The following is a 17247-nucleotide window of genomic DNA, read 5'->3' as shown; positions in this document are numbered from 1 at the left end:
CTCCTATCTACTCTCGAAAGAGAGTACCAATGCATCTAGTATAACAAGAGTTGTTAACAAGGACAATACAATAATCTTCAAATCGAATCGTTACTCTGTTCCAATTGGCACTTACAGACCCAAGGGTCTGAATACTGTCGTGATTTAATTTCAGGTACCTGTGCCAGACACTATTCAGACAATACACTACAATTGCATAAAAATTAAAAGAGGACACCGACTATATAGGAAATTGTCGATGTCCTCTTGGGTTTTTATCCATAAGTCATGAATATTCATAATTGGACCTGGCACAGGTACCTTTCAATGAGGACTTTAACCGATATTCAATGACATATTACGAATTGCCTAACATCATAGAACTCCTTACAGCATATAATTTGGAGAAGGAGTTTGTAGCTATACCCGTTTTTGATGCGTTAATCGCCAACAACGATCGACACTGTGATAATTGGGGTGTCCTTAGTGGACCTAATGGAATACGAGTGGCACCCATTTATGATAATGGTTCTTCTCTTGGTTTTAATGAAGTCACAGAAAAAAAGCAAAAGATGCTAATAGATGATAAGATGTTGGCAGGCTTTTGCAACCGAGGAAAGCCAAGCATTGGATTACCTGATAGAAAAAGACCGAAACATTTTGAGTTGTTGGCTTTTCTTCACAGGCATATGCCAAGGGAACTGGAATTGGCTATGAAAAGGTTAGAAAAGCTAAATAAGGGAATACTATTATCCATAGTGAAAGATATTCCTAACGACATAATGAGCGATTTAGATAAGGAATGGGTGATCCGCCTTTTACTTTACAGTAAAAGCGATGCCTGTGCACGGTGCAACTCTGACACTATTCGGAATTGTTTTGAATTGTGTCGTGCACAGGCAGACTTCACTAAAGGCATCTGATGGATGTGTTTCTTGAGTATAAAAAATAAAATGTTGAATACACTGTTATTGATAATGATGTATCACTAATTACCGATATTGACATATCATAAACCACGCGGTAAAATGGAGGTAGGGAGAGGTGAAAACAATGAGCCTAGCTATACTTGAAGAAACAAAAGATGATATTCAAGAAGCATACCAAACCAAAAGTTTGCCTAAAATCGGGAAGGAGACTCTTTACGTATTCGATCGAGTAGTTCATTTCATGTTGAGTGCTTTTAAGGATCGTCTAAAGGGAATTACTTTTGAATCCAACGAGTTTGATTTTAATGAAACTTATCTTCGTTCTCAGAAGAATATGACTCATATGTTAAATACGTTGGAATTCATCCAACAAATTAAATTGCCTGTATCTGATTTTGATTTTGGCAAAATAAAAGTGGATGTGGAACGATGGCATTACCGCATGGGTGGAGAAGGGATGTACTTTGAATACCGGGAAGAGTACCTTGTTACACCAAAGATGGCTGCAGAATCTCTCGGAGTTTCCAATGTGACATTAAATAAGTATATGAAGCAAGGATTAGAAGTGGTTGATACGACTTCCCATCATAAGATCCCTAAACATGCTGTAGAACTTTGGCGTGATCCGGTATATGCCATCCGTATGCAGATGTTGGCACAAGAGAAGAAACTTCGAAATCAAACGCCGGAAGTTCGCTTGAAAGAAGTACGTGATGAGATAATTGAATTACAAAAAGAATATAAAGCGAAGACCCTTTGGGAAGCAATGGCCAAAAATAAGATAAATAATATTGATGCTGTGGATGATCCTTCTGATTTCCGTAAATGGGAAGATTTAGAAGAGGAACAAGAAGAATTACTTGAAGAGCTGATTGAAGGTTCGGAATTTGTCTAGACGGCTTGAACCAATCAGTCCTATCCTTCTTCCCGCAGACATAGACGACATCTTGGAAAACTATGAATACATCTTGGAGTCATACCAGAACCTCCAGGAACTCAACTCTATTTATGGATCCTTTAAACTGACGAAGAGAAAACTAGATGTCTTGTTTCCATTTAAAGAGCATCCTTTACATGGAATCACAGGTCTACATGCCACAGAGAAGTACGATGGGAATGGGCATGTCAGGGAGTATCATTATCAGTGGAAGAGAATCATTCCCAAAGAAGGTATCATGTTCTCCCATATTTCCGCTTGGGAGAATGAACCCCATGATGCTCCCAACACACCTGAAGAATATATAGTAGTAACAGAGCCGCATCACCACCATTACATACCGGGTGAGAGAAGACACAGAAAAGCAAATTACGATATTCGGACATTAGAAGCGGCCTTTAAATTTGTGGCTCAATACATAGAAAGTGGAAAAGAATATAAACCATAAATTTATCCAAACAAGTGCATTGGGTTGGCACTTAAATTTCAGGTACCCACTAGCGTTGCATAGCTTACAAATAATATTAATTATTGAAAAATAATACAATGCAAAAACAAAAGAGAAAACTCTCCGCCAAAATAGGAGTTTAAATTTTTTAAATTTTCTTCTCTTTATTTGTGAAGTGCACTTTTGTTATGGGTGAGACAATTGCTACATTTTCTCCGAAATTTCAGGTACCTGTGCTAGACACTATTCAGACAATACACAACAATTGCATAAAAACTGAAAGGGGACACCGACTATATAGACATTTGTCGATGTCCTCTTGGTTTTTTATCCATAATTCATGAATATTCATAATTGGACCTGACACAGGTACCTTTCAAAAAAATGACCCACCTTGGTCCGCATTGTTAAGAGGCGTGGTGGGTTCTGTTGTTATCATTCTATCAAGAAGCGGCTATACTGTAAATGATTACTGCCATCTTTTTTACCAGTCAGCGACAACAAATGTACCAGCAAATGACAGACTATTTACCATATAAACTTCAGGTACCTAGACACTATTCAGATAATACAATTGCATAAAAAATGAAAGAGGAAACCGACTATATAGGAATTTGTCGATATCCTCTTGGGTTTTTATTCATAAGTCATGAATAGTCATAATTGGACCTGACACAGGTACCTTTCAAAATTATTGATTCCGAACTATTTCATTCAGGGCTTTTATATCCGCTTCGTGTTGGATGCTTCTTGATGAAAGAATCCCAATAATGTTTTTCTGTTTTGCTACATCTGAGGATAATTTGGAGTTGTTTTCATCGATTTGTTTTTCGACATTACTGAAATAAGGTTCCAGGCCTTCGACCAAAGAATTTTTCAAACCACTTATATTCCCGTCTAGGGTGTCCATCCTACTGTTTAGGTTTTTTTCTAAATCATCTATTTTATTGTTCAGAGTCTTGTTCATTTCAATTTGATTTCTATCGACATTGTCTATTTTAGCTTCAACACTTTCCATTTTAGCTTCGACACTTTCTATTTTAGCTTCGACACTTTCTATTTTGGCTAAGATTAGTTCTAAAGCTTTTTCCACGATGCATTCCTCCATCCTGTCTGTTGATTATAACATATTTTTTCAATAGGGATTGCTGCCAGTAGTCAAGCCCCCCCAAAAAAAGACACAAGACTTCGTGATTAAATTTCAGATACTTTTCAAGCACACCCACACCCCTTACTGTTTATCCTCCTCCGCAATCTGCTTATACGTCAAACAATACTGGCAATACGCCAGGTTCGTTTTAACAAATGGATGTGGGAGGAAATTAGCCACGATGTCCGTTCTTAAAAAGCTCGGAGGGACTTGGTTTTCATTCGCATAATAGATATAGGAACTGTATGGATAATCCTCAAGTTTTTTGACCATCGGAATGTTCGTGTCGATCGGATTGCGATGGATGTAGCTGCTAATGGCGAGAATTGCTTGTGGCCCATCGGCTTCTTTAGAAAAGTATCTCTTTTCGTAAATACGACCGATATGCGAATACCGTTTTGCATAATAATCACTGTATCTGCGATTAATGCGCGCCATGACTTTTGCAAGGTCTACGTATTCGGATTGGATAAGTAAATGGTAATGGTTGGACATGATGCAGTAGGCGAGCAACTTGAAACGATATTTTTCTGCACAGTATTCCAACGTGCGCATTAGCTCCATGACGTCTTCTTTCGATTGAAAAATACTTTCCCTGTTGTTCCCTCGCATAATGACATGAAAATACCCATTCGGATGCCAATTTCGTTTGCGTCTTGGCAAATTAAAGCCCTCCTTTACTTGTAGATGGAGGTTGCAAGGAGGGGAGCCGTTTCCAGTCGATTGCTTCTTGCAACGCAGAATCAGTGATTGCCTGCTCACCATCTAAGTCCGCTATTGTTCGAGCGATTCGAATGAGTTTTGCTTGTGTTCGATTGCTCCATTTCTGTTCAAAGCAAGTTTGTTCGATCAGTTTCGTTTGTTCGTTTGAAAGCTGACATGTTTCAATTAATTTTTGAAAAGTGATAGAGCCGTTCAGTTCACTACTGCCATAGCGGTTTCGTTGTATGACTCTCGCGGAAGTCGTTCGATCTTTTATGCGGGCCGATGTTTCGGACGTTTCATCTTTTCGTAAACCAACGTTTTCTAAACTTAAGACAAAGTCGAGTCGGTCAAGCAGCGGTCCGGAGGCTTTTAGTTGGTAGGTGGATACCTGTTTTGGGGTGCATGTGCAATACCGTTCATTGGAACCAAAATAGCCGCAAGGACATGGATTTGTGGCGGCAATTAATATGAATGTTGACGGATAAGTAACCGTTTGTTTTACGCGGCTGATTGTAACTTCACCGCTTTCAAGTGGTTGCCTTAGCATATCGAGCGTTTTTCTCGAGAATTCACCTAGCTCATCCAAGAAGAGGACTCCATTATGGGCCAATGAAATTTCTCCAGGTTTCGGAAACGTACCTCCGCCGATTAAGGAGATAGATGAAGCCGAGTGATGGGGGTTTCGGTAAGGAGGTCGACTGGAAAATCCGCGGTTTTCGCGCGCCAAATGATAAATACCGTAAAGTTCAAGCATGGCTTCATGGGACAAGTCGGGAAGAATCGTGTGAAATGCATCCGCTAACATACTTTTTCCACATCCCGGTGGACCGGATAATAAAATATGGTGTCCGCCTGCAGCTGAAATTTCCATAGCCCGTTTTGCTTTTTTGTGACCACGGATGGAGGAAATGTCTGTTATGGATTGAACGGTATTGGACGATTCATGTTCCTCAGCCAATAGTTGTGGGGGTTGATCAAAGGTGAAAGAGGGTTGACCACGCAAATAGGAAACAAGGGCTTGGATGGAAGGAAGGGGGATGAGTTCCACGTCTGCGACTTTGCTTAAAAAACGAACATCGATTGGCGGCAAGATGATCCGCTTGAAACCAAGAAGGATGGCTTGTTGAATGGCGGGGATCATCCCGTGAAACTGCATAAGTTCTCCGTTGAGCGATAATGCAGATAACACACAGGTCGAGTCATCAATTGATAGGGGTGTTTTAAGTACTTCTTGCATAACCGCAAGAAGCATCGCACAATCAAAGCCAGTCCCACTTTTTCTAACGTCAGCAGGTGACAGGTGAATCGTGATCTTTTTCATTTCAATGTCTAGATTGAGTGCATGCAAACAACTTAGGACACGTTCCTTTGATTCTTTGATTGACGCGTCAGGTAATCCGATAATGACACATTGTTCTTTCTCATTCCTAACACTTGCCTCCACTCGAACGATATGGCCTTTCATTCCTTGGAGTCCAACACTCATAATATACGAAGCCAATCTTGTGCCCCCTTTCCGTTTTAATTGACTTAATCATACTCAAGAAGTGATATAGGTTCAATCGTATGGAAGAAAAAGTGAAAACTGAAAAATGGATTTTGACTCCTCGTAAACTCCCTATACATTGGAAAAGTGAAGTTCAAAAGTTGATTTTGGGTTGATAAATGCTGCCTTAAAATTATTTTGGAACTTTTATTTCTTGCCTGTGCAAATTTCAGGTACCAGTGCGGGAAATTTCAGGTACCTAGACACTATTCAGACAATACACTACAATTGCATAAAAATTGAAAGAGGACACCGACTAGATAGATATTTGTCGATGTCCTCTTGAGTTTTTATCCAAAAGTCATGAATAGTCATAATTGGACCTGACACAGGTACCTATCAAAATAATAGGGTAAGGGGGATTTTCTGTTTTGGTATCCTTTGTTATTTATCCAAACAATCAGTCCTTTACATCCGATGCCAGCAACTCGTACACCTGTGTAAAAAGTACTTATGAATAGTCCAGTAATTGTCAATCTGGTCCAATGTGAAAGGATGGTAATTAAGAATTTGTAGGGTATTAGATTGAAGAAAATCATCAATGGCCAATTAATGGTCCAATCATTGTCTATTAGTCCAATAGAGGGAAGGTTGTTAAACCAATGATCCAAGGGTCCCATTCGTAAAATAGGACCATTAAAGGACCATTAATGGTCCCCAATGGTCCAGTCATTGCCTTTTTAGTCTAATGGGTCAAGGTTTGATGAAATAAGGGGTTTAAATTTGATTCCAAAACGAATTATTAAAAGAAAGTATTCAAAGTTAAATAGCCTGAAGGGATCTACGTTCCGTCCTTTTTATTAGGTGCTAAAGTATATTTTGCGGCCCGTCCCATTCCAGTCATTCTAACTCCGGATGATTCAAGTTGTTTAACGATGTTATAAACTTTTTTTCGGTCCCAACCAGTCATATTACGGATATCCTGGTTAGTAAGGTCGTCATCTTTCAATAAGGTTAAGATTCTCATTTTAACAGCTTCATCATCTAGGTTTACTTGTCGTTCATAGCTCATTTTATCCTTTAAAATGTCAGACGTAGCCTTTGCAAGTGTGTAATATCGACCTTTACCCCTCCCAACCGCTTCAAGCAATCGTAAATCATTTGTAAGTTTGCTAAGTAGTTCCTTTGCTTGATCTTGGCCTCTTTGGGCAACATGTGCAGCAATTAGAGTATCTATTTGTTCATGTCTCAGTAGATATTGGAGAATTAATAAATCATCAACATCTAAAGATATACCTTGATTTGACAAGTCCGCAATCAGCTTTTTGAAGTTAGGGAATAAAGAAGAGGCAATTAGGTTTAATTCAATACTATTTCCAACTTCTCTATAGCTAGGTGGTTCTTTCCCTTCTACCAAGAGGGAGCGATATATACGTGGCACCCCCATATTTGAACGATTTACAAGATGTAAACGATCAAGTAATTCCATCAAATGATGATTTCGTGGAAAAGAAGGGTGATGGAGAATGTTTTCAGCATTTATCCCGCCTATAAAGTTTCCTGGATTCGTTAAGATGAGCTTGTCCTTATATTGTTTGAGCATCACTGTTCCGGAAATCCGGTAATCCCGATGCGTAAAAGCATTCATTAACGCTTCCCTAATAGCGATTTTAGGATAGGTACTAAATTCATGATGAAATAAGCCCGATTCTACTGTTATTAGAGGGTTATCTGTGGCTAGATAGCGTTCTAATTCATAAAGTGCAATCGGGATTGGCTGATATCCGTCATCTCGAACAACGTATTCTGTATCACTTAACATCTTTCTATATGCCCAACGATATTGTGGAATCAATCTTTGAATCGCAGGACCTTTTCCGAAAATCAACAACCCGCCTTTTGTGAAGTGGTTTCCGTTAAGTGCACCGATTGAAGTTAATAAATCAAAATCATTTAGTGTCGATAAATCTCCCGGCGCATTTACTTCAGTCATTTTCTCTCTAACTTTTTCCATTGCAGCTGCTGAAACAACTGTAGTCCAATCTTCCGGAACAATCTCAGATGTAACGTCGAGCACAATGGAAGGGCCCACCATCTCTTTACGCAAAGAACCGGTTAATGGAATGCAGTCTTTACCTTTCCGAATTGTCGCCGATCCGTCAGTGGTTGTATGAGGCGCCATCTCCCCAGTTACGCTGACGATAAGTAATATACCAGTACCTTCAGGAACCTTTATTTCCTTGAGTGTAGGTAATAGATGAGGGTCAGTTCGTTCATAAACTCTTTTGTGGAGTGAATACAAATCTAAATTATTTGGAACTCCTCGAATCGCATTTTTCCGCTTTTGAATCTTATCGGCGACTCCGAAAACGACGTGTCCACCGCCACCGTTCGCCATACAAATAGACATTTGAATGATTTTTTTGATGTTGTCATCAAAGCTGCGCTCATTCCACTCTTTGAAGTCTAAATCCTGGGCTTCTAAATCGTCCGCGATACAGTCTTCAAGTTGATCAAGTAGTTTTTCAATCTCTTCAACGGATCTCATATAATCCCCCTTAATGAAATGTATTCATATGGCTCGATACTTACTCTATATGTACATTAAAGCTAATTGAAGGGAAAAAAATCAAGGTAATAAAAAGCTGGAAATATGAAACGGATGTGATTATAAAGAAGTTCTTACAGTCCAACTGTGAAAACCGGGTATATATACGTATTATAACCTACAAAGTATAATATTGATCGGAATTATTAAGAGAATTACTCGTTAGTGTCAACACATTCTTCTCAAAATAATCGGTAAAGAAGGAAGAGGTGAATCTACCCCCGCTCAATTTCTTTTTTTATAATCTGTTTTAAATATTCTGATTCTACACATAGCCTTTTCTCGATATCTGATTCCTCTAGGGGAATCTTGGGTAGTTATGGATACTTTCAAAAGTACTCCTCAATCTTCCTAGAATGTTCGTCATTGTGGGATCTTACTTTAAACTGATTTTCTCCGATTTTTTCTATGCAGATTACCTTGCTTTATCTTGATTATACAACAAAACTGATATCCAGACACTTATCAACCGGCTTCAGTGACTTACACAACTCGATTGCTACTCTGAAAATGTTGAATGAGACTTAAACTTACCAAAAAAATTCAGGTACCCACTAGCGTTGCATAGTTTTAGTGTCATGTACCTATAAGAAGTTATTCAGACAATACACTACAATAGAAATTTGTCGATGTCCTCTTGGGTTTTTATCCAGAAGTCATGAATCGTCATAATTGGACCTGACACAGGTACCTTTCACCCCTTTACTATTCCACGTTTTAAGACTAAGAATTATGCCATTGGAGGATACTTTGGAAAGTGTTGAAAGGTAGGTGTCTAAGTTGCATGCACCAGTTTTAACAATTGCCTGGACTGTTTTCATAGTAATTGCAGCCTTTACATCTAATGCACATGCATTTTTATATGATCAGGTTGTGAGTTTTAGGTTTGTTCAAAATCCGTCTTTGTCGGATATGTTCATCATTCATGATTTTAGTTTAAGTAAATTTTTTCTGATTCAAAAGATTGGACATATGGTATCGTTCGGAGTCCTTTGGATATTGGTATTTCAATGGGTACGGAAAGTGAAGATTACTGTAATTCTTTGTACGTTGTTTGCCCTGAGTACTGAAGTTTGCCAATTGTTTTTCGGACGTAATGGACGGTTGTATGATGTAGGAATTGATTTTGTTGGAATTGTTGTGGCTTATGGAATTTGGAGATATTTGTTTAATTTCAGATACCTGTGATAGAAGCTATTCAGACAATACAAGTGCATAAAAAACAAAGAGGATACCGACTATATACAGGTTTATCGATATCCTCTTGGATTTTTACCCAGAAGTCATTACTCGCATCCAATCCATCTTCGCTTGCTCGTCTTTTGTACTATGTACAATGCCGTTCAGTTCGTCGTCTGTCGCATCTTCCGTACGTGCAGCGTTCGAGCAATAGGTCCTTCGTTTCTCTACTTGAGAGCACGACCATCTTCCGTTGTGATATCAAATTCATTTTGAGCCATTAACAGCTGATAAGCGGTTAGACCGGATAGGCGATCTGCAAATGCAAGCGCATCTTGACGCTTTTTGAATGGAAAGGCATCCAGTTCGAAGTCGATGTTAAACTGTTGGTTCTTCCAAAGCAACTTATACACGCGTACAACATGCTGAATAGGTTCCTCTTTGATCTTATGAATCATAATTAACATTCTTGTATCGGTCATTTCCGGACAAATAAAGACTTCAAGAACCTCCATACTGTCTAGATAATCTTCCGGTAACACAACATTCTCACTTAACCCTAACATTCAAATCCCCCACATTTCCTTTGTATTTAGACCGTTATTTAACTAGTCTAACAACTAGTATCTCACAATAATAAAATAAAGATAGGTATATTTAAACATTTTGTGGATTATATTTACATATTGTTGATTCCATTGGTTTAGTCCGTGCCTGTGCACTAAACAACTTAGACACTAGTCAGAAAACTAAGGGGTGAACTAGTTGGTGTATTTCAGTGATACTTCGCTTTGTCTAAAGTGGTTTAATTTATTGATGAAAAATCCAACGTCGAGGGTCTGCTCGACAAGGTCTTTTCTTAATACTCTTAAGTTCTTTGGTTATTGCTAGGGGCAAAGTGCCCTGTGTAGACGGGGCAATCTGCATTGCTCGTTCTTGTAATTTTGTATCTGATGGTCAGGGCATTTTGCATTGTCAGGTCATGCATGGTCGGATTGTACTTTTTCACGGTATGTTTCGATCGAAATGGAAGCACGTTGGTCGTTCATTTCGCATAGATTTTGTAGACCCACGTATGTCCTTCTTTCAACTTTTGAGAAAGAGGTGAACCAAATGAAGTGGCTGCAGGAACTTCATTTGATCCGGAGTGGTGCCTTGTTTCTAAGTAAGTTCATCCGGTAGCTGTTCAAATTAAATTTAGTTAGACTAAGCCCTAGCCATGAGTGACCAATTCACGGCTGGGCAATAGGTTGTGCATAGAGGAATCGGGTATTCATTATCTACATAGACTAAAATGCGCAAAAAGGATACATAAAGATTGAATTAATTTAAAATAAAGGAATTAGCTTTCGTTTTGCGGGTAGGAAAGGCTTGGGAAAAAGCTTCTTCCACATTGACGTCGTAGTTCATAAAAGCGTCTGTAAACAACGCCTTGTCAATCAGTTCGCGCAGGACACCTGAGTAATAACCCGGTAGATTCCGAATGGTTTTCTTCTTGGTTGTTTGAAGTGTAATCCGGAGGGCAAGCAGACCGACTTGCTCCAGCACATCTCTTTTATTTTCATGAATGCTAAATTTCAGCATTTGGAGGGACTGTGTGCGGTACACTCCGTAAACGTTCCGTGCCAATGTACATTCTCCGATCGTTGAAGAAAGAAGAGATTTCATCTTCCCAAAAAGAGTTGTAGGCGACAGTTCGACAGGAGACGTTCTTTTAAGAACTTTAGTACTTAGCGCTTTAAAGAGTAAAGCTTCGGTTTCTGGTTTGGTTGGTTGGAGCTTAGGCGCAGCTGGCTTTTCAGTAGGTTCCGGACTGTTCATATGCGACTGGTCAGTAGTAGGTTGAATGACGTAAATGTTCGCGCCGAGACCGCTCATAACTGGGCGAATATAGTGAATGCGTTCGATGATTTCGAGCTTTTCCAATTTGCGAATTGCACGTCGGACGGTTGCGTTGGATTTTTGAATCGCCTTTTCGATGGTTTCATGTTTCAAGTGGGCGGCCCCGTATTTAACTGAGTAGCGACGGATCATATCCAGAACAGCCCGGTCAGTTGGGTTCATGGCGTTCCAGTGGGTAAGAACATGCTGCCGGGTCGCAGCGTCTAACTCGTTTTTGTCTGTGAAGTATGCGTATTCGGATAGGTACGTTGTCATTTGGAAAATCCCCTTTATTCTTTATATAGAAGAAAAAGGGTGAAAAGGGGACTTTTTTTGCGATGCCTGTGCACGGTGCAATTCTGACACTATTCAGAATCGTTTTGAATTGTGTCGTGCACAGGCAGACTAAGACGTGGTAAACTTAGTTCATGGAATACTCTTAAAACTGAAGTTGATTAGCGAAGTGGGGGATGACTATGATCATGTATCATGTTGTGTTGGATGAAAATAGGGATACGATGAAGATTGTGAAAAATCTTCTTGAGCGGGACGACGGAATGATCACGGTCGTTGACTCGAGATATGAAGGAATGGAAAACAGAGATGGCGTGATCTACACAAATATAGAGTTCGTCATGGACAACCTGGATCTCCCAGCAAAATACTATTTTCATGCGTATATGGATCCTCGGAAGAGAAAGCGGTAGTGTCGGGTACTTACATACAAGTGTATAAAAGCAGAAAGGGGATACCGACTTTAGTAGTCGGTATCCTTTTATTTGTTCATTCGAAAATCTGAACTCGTAGGCGATGCGATGGCTCTCTATTTAGTTCGCCAGAATGACTCTTAATTTCGCCATCATTTTTTGCCGGCGTTTTTTAATGCCGTGTAATGAAATGGACGATTTTTTTACGCAGTCAGACAAAGACAAGCCTTCTACAAATAACCAGTGAATGAGCTCACGTTCGGCTGGTGTCAGTTGGTCGAGTGCTTCGTCGAGTACGTCAGACCATTCGAAATCGACGGGGTCTGCGATTGTAAGCACCTCTTTTAGAACTTCATTGTCCAATTGGATTGTGTTCACAGCGAACTTGTTTTCCTTTTTTAATTCATCCAACATGGCGCCTCGAATGCTTCGGTAGGCGAATGGTGTGAAATTTCCTTTCTCTGTGTCAAAACGAGTCCAAGCCTGCCATAAAGCGACACTTCCTGCTTGTCTGAAATTTTCATGATCACGATAAATATTGAGTGTGCGGAGTGATGCGGATATCATCGGTTCGTACTGGTTCAAAACCTCTTCAAATGTATTCACGATTGCGGCCCTTTCGACCGTGCACGATTCTTTTATTCCCGGGTGCATTCATCGTAAGATATTCGGAATCCCGAAGCCAATCGGCATTTATGCGGTATTAAGCGTAGAACTGTCGTTATTCGGCCCAATAACGTCACTATTGGGCCTAGAAGTGACGTTATTAAGGTATTTCGTATTTATTTGGAAACAATTCAGACAATAGGGGAGGATTGCCTGGAAATTGAAAGAGGACACCGACTGTGTAACACTTTGTCGGTATCCTCTATGGTTTTATTCGGAAGTCGTGACTGGTACAGGTCGCTTTTGAGCTATTCGACTTTCATCGAAATCAGGACGTCATGGATTGCGACGAGTTTTACTTCAAGCCGGTGCAATAGATAAAATGATACGATAATTCCAAACTAAAAAACTTCTTCATAGCAAGAAAAGATATGGAATAGATATCCTATTGTAATCTGACAGTTCGTTCCACTTGGATACTGATAAAGAATAGCCGTTCCTAATACCAAATCGTACTTGCGCAATTCTTTCCTATACTTAGGGATAGTAGATAAGTATCAAAAAAATATAATCTAGTAACTTAACCAAGACTTAACCTTTACTCCTTATTATTGATGGCAGATAAGTATAAGAACCAAAGGAAAGGAGGAATTAGATTATTTTTTTTGTATACAAGCGATTCGAATTATTTGCTAAAAAATAAGGAGTGATGATTTACATGTCTAAACGGAAAAAAATTAGTGTCAAATTGTGTTTAGTTGTATTGCTGGTACTTGGTGCAACGCTACAGACAATGGGGATAAAATCCACTAGCGCCGCCAGTTCAATTCTTTTTGTGAAACAAGATGCAGCAGGTGATGGGTCAAGTTGGAATAATGCTTTTGGTACAGTTCAAGATGCATTAGATACAGCGACTGCAGGAGATGAAATATGGATAGCATCCGGGACGTATTATCCGACAAAAGATGCGAGCGATTTCGAAGTAACCGACAGAACTCGTACGTTTAAAATGAAAAACAATGTAGCCATTTACGGAGGGTTTCCTGCAACTGGTAACCCCACATGGAATGATCGGAATTGGGAACTATATGAAACGATTCTTAGCGGGGATCATAATAAGGATGACGATCCGAACGATGTAACAAAAAATCGAAGCGATAATTCGTACAGTGTGTTTCATCTATGGGGCAGTCTGAAATTGGACGAGACTGCTATTTTGGATGGAGTGACAATTACTGGCGGTACAGCAAATGGAAGTACTCATTATAATTATGATAAAGGTGGAGGAATATATATAGGCGGAGATCTTCATAATTCAGGAGGTATCCAAAATAATCCGTTTCTAAACAACATTAACATTATAGGGAATAGCGCTGGACAAGGCGGGGGATTATATATTGGAAAAGATTCTACTCCTACTTTGGAAAATATAGCGGTAACGAATAACAAATCGATTTCAGGTGGGGGTATTTTCAATAGGCAAGGCACTCTACTAATGAAAAACTTTAGTATTAGTGGTAACAGTGCAGAATCTAATGGTGGCGGAATGCATAATTTAGGCGGATTATTAAAGATTAGTAACGGAACAATCCAAAACAATCATTCAACTGTCAATTCTGGTGGAGCGATTCACTCTACTTCGAGTGGAACGATGGAACTCACGGATGTGGATATTTTGGACAATACAGCTCGAGGTTATGGCGGTGGAATTGGAATTGACACAAGTGATTTAACTATAACCGGAGGAAAGTTAGAGAATAATCAATCAGGGACTGCTCAAAACTTTAGTAGTGGTGGAGCAATTCATATTATTGGAGGACATCTAGCTTTAAATGATGTCGATATTATTGGGAATAAGGCATCAGGGAATGGCGGAGGTGTTCACGTTGATTTTACGAATGCACCTATTAATAGTTTTAAAATGAATGGCGGAGAAATCAAAGGCAACCGCGCGGCATCTGTAAACTTTGGCAACATATTAGGCGGAGGTGGAATTTATTATAGCCACAACAGGAATGAAAGTATGGAAATGACTAACGTAACAATTGAAGGAAACAGCGTTAATCCTTATCGAGCGGGTGGTGGGATATATTTGCATTCGAGTAATGCTACATTTACAAATGTTGATTTTCTTTCGAACAGAAGTGGAAATGGAGGAGGTCTTTATGTTAAGGAATCCAGTCCAATTTTTACAAACGTTCAGATAAGAGGTAACGAAGCGATTGCCGAAGAAAATAGTGGATATGGACCAGGAAATGGCGGTGGGATTTATTTATATAATAAAGGGAAGCCGATTTTTAGAAATGTTTTAATTACAGGAAACATTGCACATGGTCCAGAGCCAAATTCTACAGCATTTGGATTTGGAGGCGGGATTTATGATGTTCGTACGGATGGTTCCATAGCCGAACTAATCAATGTGACAATCGCGAATAATTCTGCACGTACTAGTGGTGGTGGGTATTACTTTGGGTATAGTAATGCTTCCGGGAATTTCAAAAACAGCATTGTTTGGGGAAACAGCACCATGGACTTTGCTTCTTATAAAAATAATGTTAGCACGACAGAACCGTGGTCTACAGGAGTGCCAACATATACAGGTATAATGAATTTCTCGCATAGTCTAATCGGAGGGTTAGTGAATCTAGGGGATACTAATTATAATACCGATGCAAAATTTGTATCTCCAGTAGCGATGGGATACGGAATTGCGAGCGCGGAAGGTGATTATCGCTTACAAGAAGGTTCGCCGGCAATCGATACTGGAAATAACGATTATGTTCCAGCGGGTATTTCCAAAGACTTACAAGGCTTGGAAAGAATTGTGAATGGAACTGTCGACCTGGGCGCCTATGAAGACCAAATTCCGATTATCGATAAGCTTATTACAAAGATAGATACTGATTTCGACAATAAGGCTGTCCAACTAGGTTCTGAACTAGAAGAATTAGAGTTACCGACTAAAGTGACTGTAACATTGAATGATCTGTCAAAAGTAGAGCTTGGTATTGTATGGGATGAAGGAAGTCCTGCTTATAACAAAGAAGTCGCTGGGGATTATTCGTTTACGGGGACACTAACTTTACCAACTGGTGTAACGAACCCGGATGGACTTTTCACTTCAGTACTAATTACAGTTAGTCCGCCAAAAACAATCCTTTTAGATTCAATAATAGAAGTTGCAGCTAAAGAAGTTTTACAAATTCTAGGGACTAAGACAACCCTACTCTTACCGGATAATTTACCAGTTGGGACAACATTAAAAGTACTCAGAGCAGATGAACCCCTCCCAGATGGATTAGAAACTGCCGGGGATATATTTAATTTTATGTTTACTTTCCCTGCAGGTTCTAACGACTACAATGGAAGTTTCATTTTGTCCCTTGGTGCAGAGGATAATATTGATGCTGCCAACACAGGCATTTACTATTATAATGAGACAACTAACAAGTGGGAATATGTAGGCGGTAAAGGAATGTTAAAAGATGGTGTAATCACAATTACAGTAGACCATTTCTCAATTTACGGTGTACTAGCTGAGTCAATCGTTACTGATCCAATTCCTCCAGATCCAGATCCAGGTGACGGTGGAAGTAGCGGCGGTTCGGGATATATCCCGTCAGATAATGCTTATTTGAAAGACTTAGCTCTACTTGCCGAAGGGAAGCCGTTTGTATTCAAACCAGCATTCTCAACAAATGCATTTGATTATACAGTAGAAACAAATAAGAATGAAGTTATGATAAAGTTTGAACCTTCAGATCCAAGAGCGAAAGTATATTTTCAAGAAAGAGAAATACGTGACGGTTTGAAAATTAACCTTGAAGAAGGGGACAACGTCTTAACGTTTATCGTAGAAGCGGAAAGCGGTTTGAAGAAAACGTATAAAGTGACGGTTCACCATAAAGTTGAATCGCCTACCGACTCTAATAAACCGGTTATTCTAACAGATATTACTGGACATTGGGCACAGTCATATATTCAACAAGGTGTCACAAAAGGTTTAATCAAAGGTCATATTGATGGAACGTTTAAGCCAAATGCGTATTTGACGCGTGCACAAGCTGCTTCTTTGATTGTAAGGGCGTTGGGTGTAGAATCCGAAAAGTTAGCACCTTTCGATGATATAACCGGGTACGCAAATGAAACGCAAAGAGAAATATCGGCGGCTTATGCGTTCGGTATTATTAAAGGGTTTAGTGATGGGAATTTCAAACCGGGTGACCCCGTCACGCGCGCACAATTTGCTTTAATGTTATACCGTGCGTATGAACAGAAAACTGGTTTGAAATATGTTGCCGTAGCAAAAGTACCTTATCCTGATGTTGGTAGTTATGATGAAGAAACCGTGAACTCGATTACAATGTTGCACGAATTGGGAATTGCAAATGGTTCAAACGGTTACTACATGCCAACTAATGCAACAACCCGTGCACAGGCCGCGAAAATGCTTGTCAATTTCTTTAACAAACTAAACTAGTATCAGATGCCCACTAGCGTTGCATAGAAGTAAAAATATGTAAGATGTCCTTAATTAGGAAATTATTATCGTAGTTTAATAACTTGCAAAAACACAAAAAAGCTCCTAATGTAGGTAAGGAAACGACGACTAAATCAGTTCCCTACACTATC

13 protein-coding genes are annotated in these 17247 nt (G+C 39.5%); 6 read left to right on the top strand and 7 right to left on the bottom strand.

What is annotated here, in order from left to right; genetic code table 11:
* Positions 1-329 precede the first annotated feature (329 nt).
* The 3 genes from ACXYMX_RS16420 to ACXYMX_RS16410 all read left to right on the top strand — a co-directional run bounded on the left by ACXYMX_RS16420 (position 330) and on the right by ACXYMX_RS16410 (position 2293).
* On the top strand, positions 330-902 hold the full coding sequence (locus tag ACXYMX_RS16420) for a HipA domain-containing protein (protein ID WP_459045322.1): 573 nt from the start codon (positions 330-332) through the stop codon (positions 900-902).
* 121 nt (positions 903-1023) lie between these two features.
* A complete protein-coding gene (locus ACXYMX_RS16415; RefSeq protein ID WP_459045321.1) occupies positions 1024-1803 on the top strand; it encodes a DNA-binding protein in 780 nt (259 codons plus the stop codon).
* Positions 1796-2293 carry a toxin-antitoxin system TumE family protein gene (locus ACXYMX_RS16410; RefSeq protein WP_459045320.1) on the top strand — a complete coding sequence of 166 codons (498 nt, stop codon included), beginning with the start codon at positions 1796-1798 and terminating at the stop codon, positions 2291-2293. Before ACXYMX_RS16415 ends, ACXYMX_RS16410 begins: the two co-directional genes overlap by 8 nt.
* A 691-nt stretch (positions 2294-2984) precedes the next feature.
* On the opposite strand, the gene ACXYMX_RS16405 is transcribed toward ACXYMX_RS16410, so the two are convergent.
* From ACXYMX_RS16405 to ACXYMX_RS16390, 4 genes are all read right to left on the bottom strand, one after another.
* Positions 2985-3386 (bottom strand): hypothetical protein, encoded by a 402-nt coding sequence (locus tag ACXYMX_RS16405; RefSeq protein ID WP_459045319.1) that lies wholly within the window; start codon positions 3384-3386, stop codon positions 2985-2987.
* Between the two features lie 138 nt (positions 3387-3524).
* Positions 3525-4106 (bottom strand): transposase, encoded by a 582-nt coding sequence (locus ACXYMX_RS16400; RefSeq protein WP_459045318.1) that lies wholly within the window; start codon positions 4104-4106, stop codon positions 3525-3527.
* 1 nt (position 4107) lies between these two features.
* Positions 4108-5649 carry a YifB family Mg chelatase-like AAA ATPase gene (locus ACXYMX_RS16395; RefSeq protein ID WP_459045317.1) on the bottom strand — a complete coding sequence of 514 codons (1542 nt, stop codon included), beginning with the start codon at positions 5647-5649 and terminating at the stop codon, positions 4108-4110.
* Between the two features lie 826 nt (positions 5650-6475).
* Positions 6476-8182, bottom strand: coding sequence for an ATP-binding protein (locus ACXYMX_RS16390; RefSeq protein WP_459045316.1), 1707 nt, complete (start codon positions 8180-8182; stop codon positions 6476-6478).
* 840 nt (positions 8183-9022) lie between these two features.
* Here ACXYMX_RS16390 and ACXYMX_RS16385 point away from each other — a divergent pair.
* Positions 9023-9430, top strand: a complete 408-nt coding sequence (locus ACXYMX_RS16385) for a VanZ family protein (RefSeq protein WP_459045315.1) — start codon at positions 9023-9025, stop codon at positions 9428-9430.
* 218 nt (positions 9431-9648) lie between these two features.
* On the opposite strand, the gene ACXYMX_RS16380 is transcribed toward ACXYMX_RS16385, so the two are convergent.
* Both ACXYMX_RS16380 and ACXYMX_RS16375 read right to left on the bottom strand, forming a co-directional pair.
* Positions 9649-9987, bottom strand: a complete 339-nt coding sequence (locus ACXYMX_RS16380; RefSeq protein ID WP_459045314.1) for a hypothetical protein — start codon at positions 9985-9987, stop codon at positions 9649-9651.
* 757 nt (positions 9988-10744) lie between these two features.
* Entirely contained in the window at positions 10745-11578 is an 834-nt protein-coding gene (locus tag ACXYMX_RS16375; protein ID WP_459045313.1) for a helix-turn-helix domain-containing protein, read from the bottom strand.
* Positions 11579-11778: 200 nt separating this feature from the next.
* Between ACXYMX_RS16375 and ACXYMX_RS16370 the strand changes: the two genes are divergently transcribed.
* Positions 11779-12009: a hypothetical protein gene (locus tag ACXYMX_RS16370; protein ID WP_459045312.1), complete on the top strand. Its 231-nt coding sequence runs from the start codon at positions 11779-11781 to the stop codon at positions 12007-12009.
* 120 nt (positions 12010-12129) lie between these two features.
* Here ACXYMX_RS16370 and ACXYMX_RS16365 read toward each other — a convergent pair whose 3' ends face one another.
* Positions 12130-12615: a sigma-70 family RNA polymerase sigma factor gene (locus ACXYMX_RS16365; protein WP_459045311.1), complete on the bottom strand. Its 486-nt coding sequence runs from the start codon at positions 12613-12615 to the stop codon at positions 12130-12132.
* Between the two features lie 718 nt (positions 12616-13333).
* Between ACXYMX_RS16365 and ACXYMX_RS16360 the strand changes: the two genes are divergently transcribed.
* Positions 13334-17095 (top strand): S-layer homology domain-containing protein, encoded by a 3762-nt coding sequence (locus ACXYMX_RS16360; RefSeq protein ID WP_459045310.1) that lies wholly within the window; start codon positions 13334-13336, stop codon positions 17093-17095.
* The last annotated feature ends 152 nt before the right edge of the window (positions 17096-17247 follow it).

The organism is Sporosarcina sp. CAU 1771, assembly GCF_054482775.1.
The sequence above is the reverse complement of the archived record's forward strand: the minus strand, read 5'-3'. Positions and strand labels throughout refer to the sequence as shown.